This is a genomic window from Salinisphaera sp. Q1T1-3, assembly GCF_003602005.1.
Lineage (GTDB): Bacteria > Pseudomonadota > Gammaproteobacteria > Nevskiales > Salinisphaeraceae > Salinisphaera.
In genome coordinates this window covers 112,547-127,960 of sequence record NZ_QZWD01000002.1, presented here as the reverse complement: position 1 = coordinate 127,960, position 15,414 = coordinate 112,547, and the positions used below count along the sequence as shown (strand labels likewise).

The window sequence follows — 15,414 nt, the reverse complement described above, 5'->3', positions numbered from 1 at the left end:
TCTAACCGAGATCCCGCGACAGCCACGGCCCGACGATCCGCGTCACCGGCAGCGGCAGCCGTTGCCACATCCGGATGAAGCGTGCGTACTTCGGATTGTTCGGGCTGACGTCCGGCATCGTATCGATGCCGGACAGATAGTATTCATAAGGCAGCGGCCGCGGCTCGAATCCCCAGTGGCGCTTGAAATGATAGGGGCCGGTATCGTACTTGCTGCGCCCGAAGTCGAACACGCGCGCCCCGCGTGCCACGGCATGGCACATCAAGGCGTAGTACAGGTAATCGTTGGCCTTGAGAGCGCGGGCCTGCGGGCCGGCACCGCTGTAGTAGGGCAGGACCTCGTCGCGAAAATAGAAATTGAGCACTGCGGCGACCGGCTGGCCGTCGTGGGTGACGGTGAGCACGTCACAGTCCTGACGGAATTCATCCATCAATGCCGCGAGATAACGTGCCGGAAACACCGGCGTGCCCAGCTCGCGCATGTTGTAGGCGAACAATGGATAGAGCCGGTCGATATCATGATCGATCGCCCAGTCCAGCCCGTTGGCGATGCTCTTGCGCACCACGGCGCGCTGCTTGCGCGGAATGGCGGCCAGATTCGCCTCGTCGGTCTCGGCCAGCTCGCGCCGAAACGTGTAGTACAGATCCTTGCGCGGCCAGTCCTCGTGTCGGGGCGCGGACTCGCGTGTCTCGAAATAGGACACGCCGAGTTCATCGGCGCGCCGACAGGCGGCCTGGTACAGGGCATCGGCCACGGCGTCGTCATCGGCCACCGCCCCGCCGTAGACACAGAACGGCGTGGAGATCAGCGCGTTGGAAAACAGCCGGCTGTTGATGTGCACAGCCGGCAGGATGCCGACAATGCGACCGCCGCGCTCAGCATAGAGATAGTGACAAGCATGGCCGAACGCGCGCTCGATCACGCGTTTCCATCCCACGCGATGAAAGAAGGTGGCAGCCGGCGTGGCCATGACGTAAGCATCCCATTCGGCATGCCGATCAGCCAGTGTACGCACGAGAATGGGCGAATCGGTCATGCCGAGGCAGTCTCCGGAGGCGCGTCGACGGGAAAGATGCGATCCATGCGGTCCCAGGTGAACGCACGCAGCAGTCGTTCGAGCCGGGATTCGACGCGCGACAGATTCAGATACTGTCGTACACGCGTGCGCAGGGCCAGCCCGGAGATCCGCGGCTGATCGGGATCGATCTCCCAGGGGTGGAAATAAAAGATCGCGGCCTGCCCCTCCGCACGCGTCACGCGTTCGAGCAGGCGGCGTGTCAATGCGTAGGGATAGAGCCGGAAGAAGCCGCCTCCGGCACAGGGCAGACGGCGCAGGCCAAGATCGGCCGTGGTGATCGGAATCTCGAGCAGTCCGCCCGGCCGATGCCGAAACGCGAACCGCGGCGCATCCGGCATGCCATAGGCGGTGTGGTGGCCGGGAAACACGCTCGAGCTGTAGGTGTAGCCGGCCTCGGCCAACGCATCGAAGGCCCAGAGATTGCGTCGATCGATCGAAAAACTCGGCGCGCGATAACCGCGTACCGCCACGCCGCCGGCCTGCTCGAGCACGTCCTTGGCGCGTGTGATATCGGCAACGAATGCCGCGGGTTCCTGCTGAAACGCACGGGCATGGTTCTGACCGTGGCTGGCCAGCTCATGGCCGGCATCGACGATCCGCCGCACCAGCGCCGGCTGGCGTTCGGCCACCCATCCCAGCGTAAAGAACGTCGCCTTCACCCCGGCCGCCTCGAACAGTGACAGGATCCGGTCGGTGCTGGCCTCGACCCGCGACGGCATCGTCGCCCATTCGCGAGGATCGATATGGTCTTCAAAAGCCGAAACGTGGAAATACTCTTCCACATCGACTGTCATGGCATTACCCCGGCCGGAGTCCAGCGCGAGCGGCTGCGGGTCGAAGTCGGGTTCGTTCATTCGTCATGTCCCCGGGTGCTGAACAGTCGACGAAACATGGCGCTCATGTCTTCGCGAGAGGCCGACGACGCGCCCCGTGCCGGGCTCGACTCGTCGACTTCGGGTTCATCCGCCGACGCCGAGTCGCCCTGCAGGATCGTTTCCAGATGCGCCACACGTGCCCAGGCCTCGGCCAGTTCGCGTGCCTGGGTGTTGTCACGTGCCTGCTGCAACCGAGCTTCGCCGAGCGCGCTCGCCACGCGGTCCTCAAGTGCAGCGATACGCTTCAGCAACGCGCTTTCCGCGGCGTGCTCGGGCGCCTGGGGAGCTTCGGAGACATGCGATGGGCCCGCCTCCGCCGGGCCGGCGGCGTCGTAAATCAGCCCATCGGCGCCGAACTCGGTCTCGAATTCCTCGATCACCGTGTCCAGATCCGTGCGCGTCAATTCCCGTTTTTCCTCGAGATAACCCAGCAGCAGCAGTCGATCCATGACCTGATTGATCCGGCGCGGAATACCGCGCGACCACTCATGGACCCGTGCGTAGACGCCCGGGCCGAAAGTCAGCCGCTCGGCCCGCCAACCGGCCGTGGTCAGTCGATGTTCGATATAGGGCGCGACATCGCCGGCCGTCAGCGGCTCGAGATGAAAAGAGGCGACGATGCGTTGGCGCAGATGACTCATGCCGGGCTGGCGCAGCCGGTCGGCGAGTTCGGTCTGGCCGATGAGCACCACCTGCAACAGAGCCTGGCCGCGTGCCTGCAGATTCGACAACAGCCGCAGCTCCTCGAGCGCGGCATCGCTGCACGCCTGGGCTTCATCGACGATCAGCAGTCCACGTCGATTGCGACCGGCCGACAGGCGCGTCGCAAGCGCATCGAGCAGCTCGACCTTCGACAGCCCACGGACCGTCACGCCGAACGCCGCGGCCACGCTGGCCACGACCGTTTCCGCGCTCGCATTGGCCATCGCCACCCGCGCGATCGACAGTCCCCGGGTGGCGATCTGGCCGAGCAGCACCTGGATGAGCAGCGTCTTGCCGGTCCCGACATCGCCGGTCACCACCACCACGCCTTCGCCGCGTTCCAGGCCATAGAGCAGATACGACAGTCCCCGCTCGTGGCTGCCGGTCTGATACAGCCGTCGCGGGTCCGGCATCAGCTGGAACGGACGTGCACGCAGATTGTAGAAACGCTCGTACATGGTCGCTCAGAAGCGCTGACGCAGTTGCAGCGTCGCGCGGTTCTCGGTGTAGTCGAAGGCACCGTCTCGCCACGTTCGCCCGTAACCGACCGATGCGTCCAGGCTCGGCGTGAGCGCCCGCACCACACTCAGATTGGCCTCGTATTCATCGCTGGAACCGGTGGACAACAGGCCCTGTTCGTAGTGCGTCCAACGAAACGACGGTACGGCACTCATGCGCGGACGAAACGCATAGCGTGTATCGAGTTCGATGCCGTGATAGCGCGTATCCGGCCCCTCGTCGTCCTGGCTTTCCTGTTCTTCGAAGAACGCGCGCAGATCGGTATCCGTCAGCGGCGTATGCACCCGCATGTTCGCGTTCCAGCGCTTGTTGACGTAGACCTCGCGGTTCAAGAGCGAGTTGCCGTTGCCGAAATCGTTACGATAACCGGTGCCACCCAGCCCGATCTGACTGCCGATCGAGCCGAACATCGCCCCCCCGTTGCCGCCGTCGAGCGAGTCGAGGCCCGAGGTGGACGGGTCCTCGCGATAGGACAGATTGAAATCGATGTTACGGGTCTGGTGCGCGACCAGAAGCTGATAGCTCTCGCCGTAGAAGCGATGGCCGACGTTGAAGGCCAGCGTGTTGGTGGCCGTCGTATAACGCAATCCGGCCTGGTAGCGCGGCGCCGACCAGCGATCGTTGTCGCCGTTGTCGCGATACTTGTCCTCGACGCCGCCCAGCACCGTGAGCTGCAGCCGCGGCGAGAGGTTGTATCCGAGCTGTACGGTCGCCGTGTCGAAATGCTGGGTCCGGTCGCGGTCACGGCCCAGATCGGCCGCCGACAAGCCCGGAAACAGATCCGCGAGTGAATCCAGATATCGATTCGGATTGCCCAGATCCGTATCGACCCATTGGGTCACGACACTGGCCTGCCAGCTCAGCGGCTGCGCGGTGTCCGGGCTGGTCAGGCTGGCGAAGACACTCTGTGCCGTGGTATCCGGCACTGTGTCGTCATCGTATATCGAGCGTCCGTAGCGATAGCGCAACTGCCCGGTGCCGGCCGCTCCCAGATCCTGGACCAGATAAGGGCTGACGTTGCTCACCCAGGACGTGGTCTTGTTCTGGTTGGGGCGAATGATATTCGAGTCGGCATAGCCCAGCGAGGGATCGATGACCTGCTGGCCGTAGCGCGTGTCCGCGTCGAGATAGAGATGTCGCTTGACCAGCTCGAAGGTCGCATCGCTGTCGATGTCGTTATAGACATCGTTATAGCGGCTATCGTTCGCGTAGACGACCCCCTGAAGCTGATAGCTGAACTCGCCCCGGAACCGGCCCGTCGTCGAACAGGCATCCAGCCTGGGCGCGACGGTGGTGACGAAGTCTGCATGGCGTTCGCTGTCCTCGGAGGCGAGTGTGATGTTGTCGCTGTACGTCTCCGAGCCGCTGAGCGTCGCCTGCACGGCTCGCCGACGGGACCGCACCGGCGCGTTGGGCTGCTCGCGCATGGTCGCGCTCTCGCCGGGCATCGCGAAACCGCCGGACCGGGCGATGGCCGCGCAGCCGCCGCCATAGGCCCCCTGCTGAAAACCCAACGTGGGGCGATTATCGGCCGTCAGGCCGAACTCATCGCGGGCGGCGCCACGACCCGGGCGCCGCCCTTCGTCGATGCCCGTCGGCATCGGCAGGGCCGCTGGATCGAGCGCGAAAGGGGCAGGCGCATCGCCTGCATTCGCGGCCGTATCGGCGTCGCCGACGGAAGACGCCGCCGCGCGGGGCGGGGCCTGATCCTGACCACCGAAGTTCGCGTTGCCTTGAGACGCTCGCCGGGCAGCGCGCGACTGGACGGCATCGTCATTCGGCGCGGATGCGGGCGCGGACGTCGTCTCGGGCTGCCCGAGAATGATGGGCCGATCATCACTCGGATAAGCCGACGTCGCAGCCACGCTATCCGCGGCGTGCGCGTCGGTACGCGATGAGACCGGTGCCGCCAACGCGACGCCGGTGCCACTCCAGGCCACGGCCACCGGCAACGCAAGCACGACGCCACGCCGCAGCCCCCCGCCGAACGCCCCTCGGGATCGTGGCGGCGTCATGTTATTCCGATCCGTCCGCTTCACCCGGATACACCCCGTAATAACCGGCATGCCGATCGTCGTCGAAGGTCTCGGTCTGGTTGAGCACGCAGCTGATCTCTGCGCCAGAGGGCTCGATCAGCGACAGCGCCGAGGTCACGGCCCGCTGCTCGGTCTTGCCGGCTGCGACCACCATCACGATCTGGCCCACGTGACCGGCCAGCGCCTGCGACTCGGCCGCCGCCAGCAGCGGCGCGGAATCGATGATCAACAGGCGTGTCTCGTCGGTGCCCAGCTCGTCGAGAAGCTCGCCCATGCGCCGGCTCGACAGCCGCTCGACCGCACCACGACTGCGCCGTCCGGATGGCAGAATCGAAAGCCGCGGCTCGTCGGTGGGAATCACGCAGCTCTCGGCCGGCGCTTCACGATCGGTCAGCAGATGAATCAGGCCGGGCTCGTTCTCCAGTCCCAGCGCCCGGGTGATGCCGGGCTTGGCGACATCCCCGTCGATCAGCAGCACGCTGTAGTCCATCTCGTTGGCCAGACTCAACGCCAGATTGAACGTGATGAAACTCTTGCCGTCGCCGGGGTTCGCGCTGGTGAACATGATGCGCGTCAGCGGCTGGGTGGTCGTCGCCTCGTCACTGCCGATGCGCGACAGCAACGGTCGCTTGATGCGCTGAAACTCTCGCGTGAGCCACAGATCCATCGACTCGGGCGGCATCATGCCGATTCGCCGCAAGCGGACATCGTCCAGTGTCACACGGGTGATGCGGCCATCCGGACGACGCTCATCTTGCGGGCCGGCGACCGCATCGCGTGCGACATCCGACGGCGCGTCGTCCACGCTCGCCCCTTCCTGTCGCTTGAGACGTGCGGCGGCTTTCTCGACGATACTCATAGCTGCGGACTCGGCAGGATGTGCGGGAAGACCGCCGTGGCCACCGGAATCAGAAGCACGGCAGCGGCGAATCCGACGATCAGCGTCATACAGAAGGCCGCATAGATCAGCAGTGCCGTCCGTCGTTTGGCGCGTTCGGCCGGCGAATGCGCGCGTGTGACCGCGCCCAGCACCGGATAACCGGTCGACTGTGTCAGCCCACTGCGCGAATTGAACACCGGCCGGATCTGGGCGAGGAACAGCGCGAAGGCGACACCGGCGACCAGCGCGCCGATGAGCGCAACCGCCATCATCAGGATGCGCTTGGGCCCGGTCGGGCGAACCGGCACTTCCGGCGGATCGATGACCCGGAAATCCAGGCCACCGGCGCTTTTCTGCACGTCGGTCGACAACTGCGCGCTGTACAGACGCGAGAGCAGTTTCTCGTACTGATCGCGCGTGACCTGATAGTTGCGGCTGAGCTCGGCGAGCTTGGCCTGTGCCTCGTTCATGTTGTCCGCGCCTTCCTGCAGGGTCTTCAATTGATCCTGCTTGCGCGAGAGCGACGACTGCAGCGTATTGACCTGCATGCGGACCTGGCTGAGCTGACCGGCCACGGAATTGCTGCCGCTGCCGCCGCTGCTTCCACCGGCCGGCGATTCGATCTTGCCGGGGTTGGCGCGCAGATCGGCCAGCGTATCCTCGCGGCGCTGCTTGAGCTGGTCGAGCTGACGCTGGGCCGCGATCACGTCCGGGTGCTGCGGCGTGTACTTCGACAACAGCTGCGTGAGCGTCTGTTGCTGACGATCGATCTGATCGTCGAGCTGGCGGATCTGCGTGCTCTGGCTCGGCGAGACCCGGGCCGGACCGCTGCTGCGGCTGGCACCGCCCATCTGCTGTTCGAGACTGGCCTGCTGATCACGCGCCGCGGCCAACTTGTCCTGGAGCGCGTCGATGTCCGCATTGAGTTTTTGCAGACGGGCGACATAGTCGTCGGTCCCGGGCATGAGCTCGGCGTGCTCTTTCTTGAACGATGCCAGAGCCTGCTCGGTCTGGGTCAGCTGATCGCGATATTTCGAGACCTCCTGCTTGAGGAAGTCCACGGCCTGGGCGGAATTGTCGTCGCCCGTGTTCTTGGACAGGTTGATCGTCGTCATCACACTGATGACTTCCTGAACCACGGATTGCGCGGTCTTCGGGTTCGCGCTCGTGTAGGAGATGCTGTAGACGTCGGTGCCGCCGCCGGTGTTCTGCAACTTGATGCGTTGCGACAGACCGTTGACCAGCGCCTGCTGCTGTTCCGTGGTGGTCGCTTTCAGATCCAGCCCGGTTGAACGAGCGATGTCACGCAGGTTCGGCCGGCTCATCACTGTGCGCACGAGCAGATTGACCTGCTCGTCGGGGTCGGGCGTCACCGCCATACCGCTGAGCAGCGGACTGATCGCCGATTTCGTGTCGATGTGCACGCGCGCCGAGGACTGATACTGGTTGGGCAGGCTCAGCACATAGAGCCAGGCCAGCGGAGCGATGACCCAGGCGATGATCAGCGCAGTCCAGCGGAAACGCCAGACGTTGCGCAGCTGGGTGATCAACAGAGAGAACAGTTCCTGCATGAGCCCTCGGTCCCTGAATCGCGGTCATCGAGCAAGGCCCGTGGGGGCCTTGGGCAGACCGGCGCGGGTTAGAAGTAGGTTCGCGGAATGATGACGACGTCGCCGGGATGCATCGGCACGTTGTCCTTGATATTGCCGTTGAGCAGATCCTCGAGATCCACGCTGTAGCTCTGCGTCTGACCGTTGCTCTGCTGACGCACCAGCTTGGCACGATTACCCGCGGCGAACTGGGTCAGGCCGCCGACGTTGATCATCACGTCGAGCAGCGTCATGCCCTCGCGATAGGGCATCGACCGCGGCTGGGCCGCTTCGCCGACGACGCGCACCTGATCGGCGTACGTGCCCTGGAACTGGGTGACGATCACGGTGACGACCGGATCGCGCACGTATTCCGATAAGGCCTGGGTCAGATCGCCGGCCAGCTCGTCCGGCGTCTTGTTCGCCGCCACGATGGTCTGAACCAGCGGCATCGAGATCTTGCCATCCGGCCGCACCGGCACCTGCATGCTCAGATCGGCATTGTTCCGCACGTAGATCTGAAGCGTGTCGCCCGGACCGATCCGGTAAGTGGTGGCATCGGCCTTCTGATGGAGCGTCGGTGATGTCGTGCCGGCGCAGCCGGCCAGCACCGCACACACCAGCGCCAGACACAGCACGCCCCATACGCACTTGAAATTACTCACTGACTACCCCGCTTTCTTATTCGTTGTGACACGACTTATGGCGTCGTTGCGCTGCCATGACGCATCCGGACCGGCTGCCCGAAAAGAGCAGCCTCCCAGGGCCTGTTGATGTTTCGTGCGAGCCCGCGCCCAGTGCGCCCCGAACTTGACGATGGGCGGCAAGACGAGTCGTCGCACGCACAGCGTGTCATTCCTGCGCCAGCGTGCTACAACGCTGGATTGCCGTCGTGTTTTTGATTTCGGGGCACTTGTCCCGAAGGGGTGGGCCACCCATGAACAATCGACAATGGCCGCCCTGCGGCGTTGCGAATCTGGAACGTGGCACGCCACGATCAGCGACTCGCGCCTTGCCGGACACGATTTGTAGCACCAACGCGGCGCTCGAACGAAACATCAACAGGCCCTGTGTCGGATGGTAGCAATTTTTCGGCGGCTCGTTGCGGTTTCCCGCGGTCACGATCCGCTGTCCGGCGACTGCAGCAGCTGTCGGGCCTGACGTTGTTGCTCGGCACTCAGGTCGCCCGCAAGCGCTGCCTTGAGCGCGGCATCGGCCGGCGGGCCCTGGGCATCCGGACTGTTCGCGCGTGCGATACCGTAATGATAGGCGATTTCAGCCGACTGCCCTGCCGCCTGATAAGCGCTTGCCAGCAGCGACAGCGCTTCGGCGTGATCTCCGTTCTGCCAGAGCAACCAGCCCAGCGTATCGCTGATGGCCGGCGAATCGGGCGCGGCCTGATGGGCCGACCGCGCGTAGTTGATCGCCTGGGCGCGATCGCCCTTGGCACTGAGCAGGGCGAGATTGTTCAAGGCCACGGGATTGCGCGGCTGAGCCGACACGAGCCGCCGATAAACCTTGGCGGCAGCGCCGTCGCGGCCGTTGGCCTGGTACCAGCTCGCCAGTTGAAGTGCGACCGGCGCACTGTCCGGAGACTGTGACAGCCAGTCGGTCAACGGCACTTCGGGGTCGTCGAGCTGCCCGGCACGGCGGACCTCGAAGCGCGCCATCGCCAGCGCGGCGGAGGCTCGACGGTCGTAAGCGGCCCCGTAGGCGGCATCGGCCTTGGCGTAATCCTGGCGTCGACGCGCGATATCACCGGCCAGCACGTCCGCCATGAGAACCTGACCGCCCGAGCGCAATGCCTCGACCTGGCTACTGGCCGCGGCGACATCGCCGTTCTGGAGCTCAGCCTGAGCGAGCAAGGCACGCGCGGCCCAGAAACTGGGCCTGTTCTTGACCATGGCGCGCAGCTGTTCGAGCGCCGCTGCGGTCTGATCATTGGCCAGACGCGCCTGGGCGAGCGTGAGGCCGGCACGCGGATCGCTGTTGTCGCTCGCGGCCTGTTCCAGCGTGGCCAGCCCCTGCGCGGTGTCGCCGCGAGCCAGCTGGGCGATGCCATCGAGTGTGCGCCAGGCGGCCTGCTGGGCATCGTTGCCGGACAGATGTGGCTTGATCAGCGCCCTGGCCTTGTCGATGCGGCCCGTATCCACGTACAGCCGTGCCAGATGTTGCTGCAGCGTATCGTCGTCCGGATGCGCCTTGGCGAGTGCGGCCAGCGTTTGCGCCGCCTGCTCGGGGCGCCCGGTCTGCAGATAGACCGCCGTCAGCTGGCGCGCGATGCGTTCGTCGTCGGGATGTGTCTTCGCAAGCGCCGTCAGGACATGCTCGGCCGTTGCGTAATCCCCCTGCTGCAATGCCAGGGCCGCGCGTACGCGGGCCACCCGATCATCATCGTCCTGGCCCTGGATCGCTCCGAGAACGCCCTGAGCCTGCGCATACTGACCGGCGCTGGCATAGGCATCGATCAACAGAAGCCGGGCGTCGAGCGTCGGCTGTTCAGCGACGAGCGCCTTGGCCGCCGCGATCGCCTGATCGTGCGAACCACCGGCCAGCAGGATACCGACCCGGGCCGCGGCGACCCGCTGACGTGCCTCGGCGTTCGCCGGTTCGATCCGGTCCAGCACCGCCAGCGCGGCGGCCGGGCTGTCGAGCCCCATCAACGAGCGGGCCAGCTCGATCTGCAGCTCGACATCCCCTGCCCCCGTTGCCGACGACGCGCTCTGGTTCGACGCGTCGTGCGTGTCCAGCCACGCCGTGACGGCTGCCAGGGACTGGCGCACACCGGGCGCATCGGGCTGGCGCTTGTAGGCCTGCCGGACCAGGTCCAGCGCCTGCGCGCCCTGGTTGTCCGCCACCAGCATGCCCGCCCGCAGTCGCAACGCCATTGCATCGTCGGGCGCACGCGCGAGCACGCGGTCCAGATACGGTCGAGCCGTGTCGGGCTGGCCCTGGACGATGCGGATCCAGGCCATCAGCGTCATGCTGCGCAGATTGTTCGGGTCAGCGTTCAGGGTGGCCTGAACGTGGTTGGCCGCCGCTTGATAGTTGCCGTTGCCGATCTCGACCAGTGCCTGTAGATAATGGGCATACGGATCGTTGGCATTGGCGGCCAGCAGTGTCTTGATATTGGCTTCGGCCTCATCGCGCTGACCGAGCCGCAGCTGACAATCGGCCAGCATCGCCCGTGGCTGGCGTGTATCGGCAGCGGACAACTGCTGGCGGCCGCCCTGCAGCGCGGCCGCCAGCGGCCCCACAGCCGCATCGCAATGCTGATTGCGATATTCGAGCCGCCCGAGCAGGGCCTGGGCGGCGCGGTCGTCATGATCGTTGGCGATCGCGCGATTCAGATCATCCCGGGCGATATCCGTGTCGCCCTGGGCTTCGGCGATGCGGGCACGAGCGTGCAGCGCTGCCGGCATGTCCGGCGCAAGCTCGATCGCATGGTCGAGCGCGGCCCGGGCCTCGGTGAGCTTGTTCTGGCCCAGCAGGGCCAGACCGCGCAGCACGCCCCCCTGCGCCCGGGTATCGCTCGTCTCGTCCTTGGTGTTCACACCGTCCGCATTCAAAACAGTGAGCGCACGGTCGTATTGATCGGTGGAGACCAGGGCCTGGGCCATGGGCAAGCGCAGATCGGCCGGGTCGCTACCCTGCTGACGGGCCTGCTCGAACTGATGGACGGCATCGTCGTAATCACGCCGGGCCAGCGATACACGCCCGAGCAGCAGCCAGGCGGCGGCGTTGTCCTGTTGTTTCTGCAACAGCGTCTTCAACTGGACTTCGGCACGCTGGTAATCGCTCTGGCGATAGGCTTTCTGTGCCGCACTCATCTGCGCGTCCGGACTTGGCCCACCGCAGCCGCCCAGTACCAGACCGGTCGCGACAATCAGGCCGCCTGCCAATGCGCCGCGCATCCTGCGCCGTGCTGCCCCTCGTCCACTCGTCACGATCGCGTCTCCCGTCATATTCGTTTTGATCTGTCTGTCGACGTCCGTGCTTTGTGCACCGGCCTCACGACGAGGCCGATTGTGCGGCATGCGACTCGATCCGGTGCTTGCGCATCAGATCGTAGAGTGCCGGACGCGAGATGCCGAGCAGGCGTGCCGCATGCGAGACATTGCCTTCAGCGTGCTCGAGGCTCTGCGAGACCGCCTCGCGTTCGGCTTCATCGCGCACCTGGCGCAGGTTGAGCCGTTCCGGCGTACGCCCATCCCCCGCCGGCGCGCTCAATCCGAGATCCGCCGCGCTCAGGCGATTGTTCTCGGTGAGAATGACACCGCGATTGATGCGATGCTCGAGCTCGCGTACGTTGCCCGGCCACTCATAGGCCTCGATCGCGGCCACGGCATCCGGCGCCAGCCCCCGTAGTGCGCGCTTGTGCGCGCCGCTGGCGTTTTCGAACAGGACCCGGGCGATGGCCACCGCATCGCCCGGCCGATCCTTGAGTGCCGGGATATGCAGCGTGATCTCGGCGATCCGGTAGTACAGATCCTCGCGAAACGTGCCGCTGGCGATCAGCGTATTCAGATCACGATGTGTGGCACAGATGACACGCGCATCCACTGCAATCTCGCGACGCCCACCGACCCGCTCGATCACACGCTCCTGCAGAAAACGCAACAGCTTTGCCTGGAGCGGCGGCGCCATATCCCCGATTTCGTCCAGAAACAGCGTGCCCCCGTCGGCCAGCTCCACCTTGCCGGGCGTCTGTTTCTGGGCACCGGTGAAGGCGCCCTTTTCGTAGCCGAACAGTTCGCTTTCGAGCAGATGCTCGGGAATCGCCGCGCAATTGATCGCCACGAAAGACCGATTCGCACGCGGACTCAGGCGATGCAGGGCACGTGCCAATACTTCCTTGCCGGTGCCCGTATCCCCTTGCAGCAGGGTCGTGGCGTTCGTCGGCGCAATCTTTTCCAACTGCCGCAGCACCTGGCGCATGTTGTCACTGATGGCAACCACACCGTCCAGGGGCCGGTCGACCCCAGACCGGAGCTCGCGATTCTGCTGCTCGAGCTGCCAGATATGAAAGGCACGCTGAATGATCAGTCCCACGATCTCGGTATCGACCGGCTTCTGATAGAAGTCGTAGGCCCCGGTCGCAATGGCCTGCATCGCACTGGACTCATCCCCGTTGCCGGTCACGACAATAACCTTGGTCATCGGCGCCAGGGCGAGAATCTCGTCGAGCGCGGCCATGCCCTCCGTGATGCCATCGGCCGCCGGCGGCAGGCCCAGATCCAGCAGCACCACCTGGGGCTCGTGTCGCCGTAGCTGATCAACCGCCCCCGCCCGATCCTCGGCGAAGATCGGCGAATAATCGTCGAACGCCCATCGCAACTGACGCGTCAGCCCCGGATCGTCCTCGACGATGAGCAGACGTTGTGCGTTGTCGGTCATGCCGTTCCCCCGGAATTCGTGGCTTCGATCGGTGCATCCTCGTGCGTGGCATCGAGGCATGGCAACCTGAGTGTAAAACGCGTGCCCTCGTTCGGGCGGCTGTCCACGGTCACACGACCGCCGCATGCCCGTGCAAAATCGCGGACCTGGAAGGCACCGATCCCCATGCCCCGCGCGGACTTCGTGCTCACGAACGGCTGGAACAGCTCATCACGAATGAACGACGGCGTCATGCCGACGCCGTCGTCGATCACGCTGATCTTGACCTCGCCCGCCCCCGTCTCGACTTCGACTGCGACACGGCCTTCGGGCGTCGTCGCATCCTGGGCGTTGCGCAACAGATGACGCAGCATCATGCCGAGCCGATCGGCATCCAGCGTCACCTGCGCACCACAGGGCGGCGAAATCCGCTGCGGCCGCGGGCGCGAACTGGCCAGACCATCGAGCACCGTATCGACCACGGCATCGACCTCGACCCGACGTGCCACATCCTGGCCCTGCGAAACCCGACCGAGTTGTTCCAGAACACGCTGCATGCGCGCGACCGAATATTCCACGGTCTCGATCATGTCGTCGATGAACGCCGGGTTTTCACGGTGCTTGCGCGCGTTCTGGACGATCAGCGACTGCTGGCCGGCGATATTCTTCAGATCGTGCATGAGAAAGGCCGTCAGCCGATTGAATGCTTCGAACTGACGCGCCTGGGCGAGCGCGCGGCTGCTTTCCTCATGATCGAGATAGACCCCGACCTGCTGGCCGAACGCCTTGAGCAGATCGAGTTCTTCCCAGCCCAGCTCGAATGCTGCCCGAGGCGAGGCCAACACGAGAAAGCCGATCAGGCTCGTGCCGCCGGCAAAGAGCGGCAGAATCAGACGCGCACGCCGCAATGCCTCGAGGGCCGGCGGCATCACGAGCCCCTCGTATGGACCGGCGTCGCGACGCCAGGCCGTGATATCGACCACCCAGGCCGTACGGGCCAGATACGCGGTGAATGCACTATCGGCCGGCAGACTCGCCTCATGCGCCTCGCCGAGATTCCAGTCGGCGGCACAGACATAGCGCTCGTCCCGCAAAATCCACACCGCCCCGCCAGGGCAATCCAGGGCTTCGGCCACGGCACGAATCGCACGTTCGTGCGGGCCCATTCCGTCATCGCTGCGCCCGAGCCGGCGCGTCAACGCCAGCCACTGCTCGCGATAATCATAGCGATAGGCAAGCAGATGCTTGCGCAGCAGCACACGTGCCGTACCGCGCACCTGGCCTGACGAAACCAGCACCACCAGCGCCATGACCGCCGCGACGACGAACAGCAGCGCCACGGCCTCGGCCCAGCTGCCACCGAATCGCCGGATGATCATGCCCACGATCGCCGTGCCGGTCAGATACAGCCCGGCTGCAATCAACACCGTGGCCGAGAACAACGCTTTCTGCGACACGCTGACGCGGCTCGTCCAGCGATCGTTGCGCAACGCGGCCAGAGCAATCAGCGGCACGGCCAGCAGATTGGCGAAACCACGCGCGTTCCAGGACGCTACCGGAATGCGATGCGCAATCAGCGCGCCGGAATACATCACGAAATCGTAGGCGAACAGCGCCGCCAGCGCGATGCAGGCGAACTTGATCGCCCAGCGCGCATCGACATCGCTGGCTCGATAGGTCGCCTCGATGATCACAAGCCCGATCAGCGAGGCGGCGATCATCAGCAGAACGAAGCCGATACCATGTCCCGGCGGCGCTGTGCCTGTGGCCAGCATGCCGCGCAGAAACGGGACCGCGGCAACCAGCACGAGCAACGCGGCCACCCCGAGCGCCAAGGTACGACAGGTCCGTATCGTGGGGCGATGCGCGATTTCCCGCGGCAATAGATGAAGGGCCGCGATGATCCAGAGCCCGGTTCGTATCGATTCGACCAGATCGAGCGTGGCGCCGCCCGGGTGCAGGATTGGCGCGATGACCAGCAGGCCGAACCAGAATGCGCTGACCAGACTCGCCCCGATCAACCAGGGCAATGCCCGATGATCGGCCCGGATCCCGAACTGCAGCACCAGCGCGAGCGCGGCAAACCCGCCCGCCGCGAGACCGTTGGACAACAACCAGAGCTCAGTCGCGTTCAGGGTCGGGAACATCAGGCGCCTCCGGGCCGCGATCGCTCATCAGGTATTGCCGGATACGGCATGCCAAAGGCTGCGATCCTTTCCGATCGCGCCACCGTCCAGGGTCTGTGGATGTGTCGTGCGAGTCAGTGCCGAGGGCGCCCTGCAATTGACGATAGCCGACCAGACGAGGCGTCGCGCGCACAGCGTGTCATTCGGCGCCAGCGTGCTGGAACGCTGGATTG

At 65.2% G+C, this 15,414-nt stretch carries 10 protein-coding genes; all 10 read right to left on the bottom strand.

Annotation, left to right across the window (positions count from 1 at the left end; translation table 11 throughout):
* Position 1 precedes the first annotated feature (1 nt).
* Positions 2-1,036: a FemAB family XrtA/PEP-CTERM system-associated protein gene (locus tag D3260_RS02785; RefSeq protein ID WP_120097043.1), complete on the bottom strand. Its 1,035-nt coding sequence runs from the start codon at positions 1,034-1,036 to the stop codon at positions 2-4.
* Positions 1,033-1,932 (bottom strand): XrtA system polysaccharide deacetylase, encoded by a 900-nt coding sequence (locus D3260_RS02780; RefSeq protein WP_120097042.1) that lies wholly within the window; start codon positions 1,930-1,932, stop codon positions 1,033-1,035. The genes D3260_RS02785 and D3260_RS02780 overlap by 4 nt, the downstream gene beginning before the upstream one ends.
* Positions 1,929-3,113: an ExeA family protein gene (locus D3260_RS02775; RefSeq protein WP_120097041.1), complete on the bottom strand. Its 1,185-nt coding sequence runs from the start codon at positions 3,111-3,113 to the stop codon at positions 1,929-1,931. Before D3260_RS02775 ends, D3260_RS02780 begins: the two co-directional genes overlap by 4 nt.
* A 6-nt stretch (positions 3,114-3,119) precedes the next feature.
* Entirely contained in the window at positions 3,120-5,189 is a 2,070-nt protein-coding gene (locus tag D3260_RS02770) for a TIGR03016 family PEP-CTERM system-associated outer membrane protein (protein WP_158583366.1), read from the bottom strand.
* 1 nt (position 5,190) lies between these two features.
* Positions 5,191-6,069 carry a CpsD/CapB family tyrosine-protein kinase gene (locus D3260_RS02765; RefSeq protein WP_120097039.1) on the bottom strand — a complete coding sequence of 293 codons (879 nt, stop codon included), beginning with the start codon at positions 6,067-6,069 and terminating at the stop codon, positions 5,191-5,193.
* Positions 6,066-7,661 (bottom strand): XrtA system polysaccharide chain length determinant, encoded by a 1,596-nt coding sequence (locus tag D3260_RS02760; RefSeq protein ID WP_120097038.1) that lies wholly within the window; start codon positions 7,659-7,661, stop codon positions 6,066-6,068. Before D3260_RS02760 ends, D3260_RS02765 begins: the two co-directional genes overlap by 4 nt.
* Positions 7,662-7,729: 68 nt before the next feature.
* Positions 7,730-8,344 carry an XrtA/PEP-CTERM system exopolysaccharide export protein gene (locus D3260_RS02755; RefSeq protein WP_120097037.1) on the bottom strand — a complete coding sequence of 205 codons (615 nt, stop codon included), beginning with the start codon at positions 8,342-8,344 and terminating at the stop codon, positions 7,730-7,732.
* Between the two features lie 453 nt (positions 8,345-8,797).
* Entirely contained in the window at positions 8,798-11,581 is a 2,784-nt protein-coding gene (gene prsT / locus D3260_RS02750) for an XrtA/PEP-CTERM system TPR-repeat protein PrsT (RefSeq protein WP_233543924.1), read from the bottom strand.
* 109 nt (positions 11,582-11,690) lie between these two features.
* On the bottom strand, positions 11,691-13,076 hold the full coding sequence (gene prsR / locus D3260_RS02745) for a PEP-CTERM-box response regulator transcription factor (protein ID WP_120097035.1): 1,386 nt from the start codon (positions 13,074-13,076) through the stop codon (positions 11,691-11,693).
* On the bottom strand, positions 13,073-15,202 hold the full coding sequence (prsK, locus tag D3260_RS02740; protein ID WP_120097034.1) for an XrtA/PEP-CTERM system histidine kinase PrsK: 2,130 nt from the start codon (positions 15,200-15,202) through the stop codon (positions 13,073-13,075). The genes prsR and prsK overlap by 4 nt, the downstream gene beginning before the upstream one ends.
* Positions 15,203-15,414 lie beyond the last annotated feature (212 nt).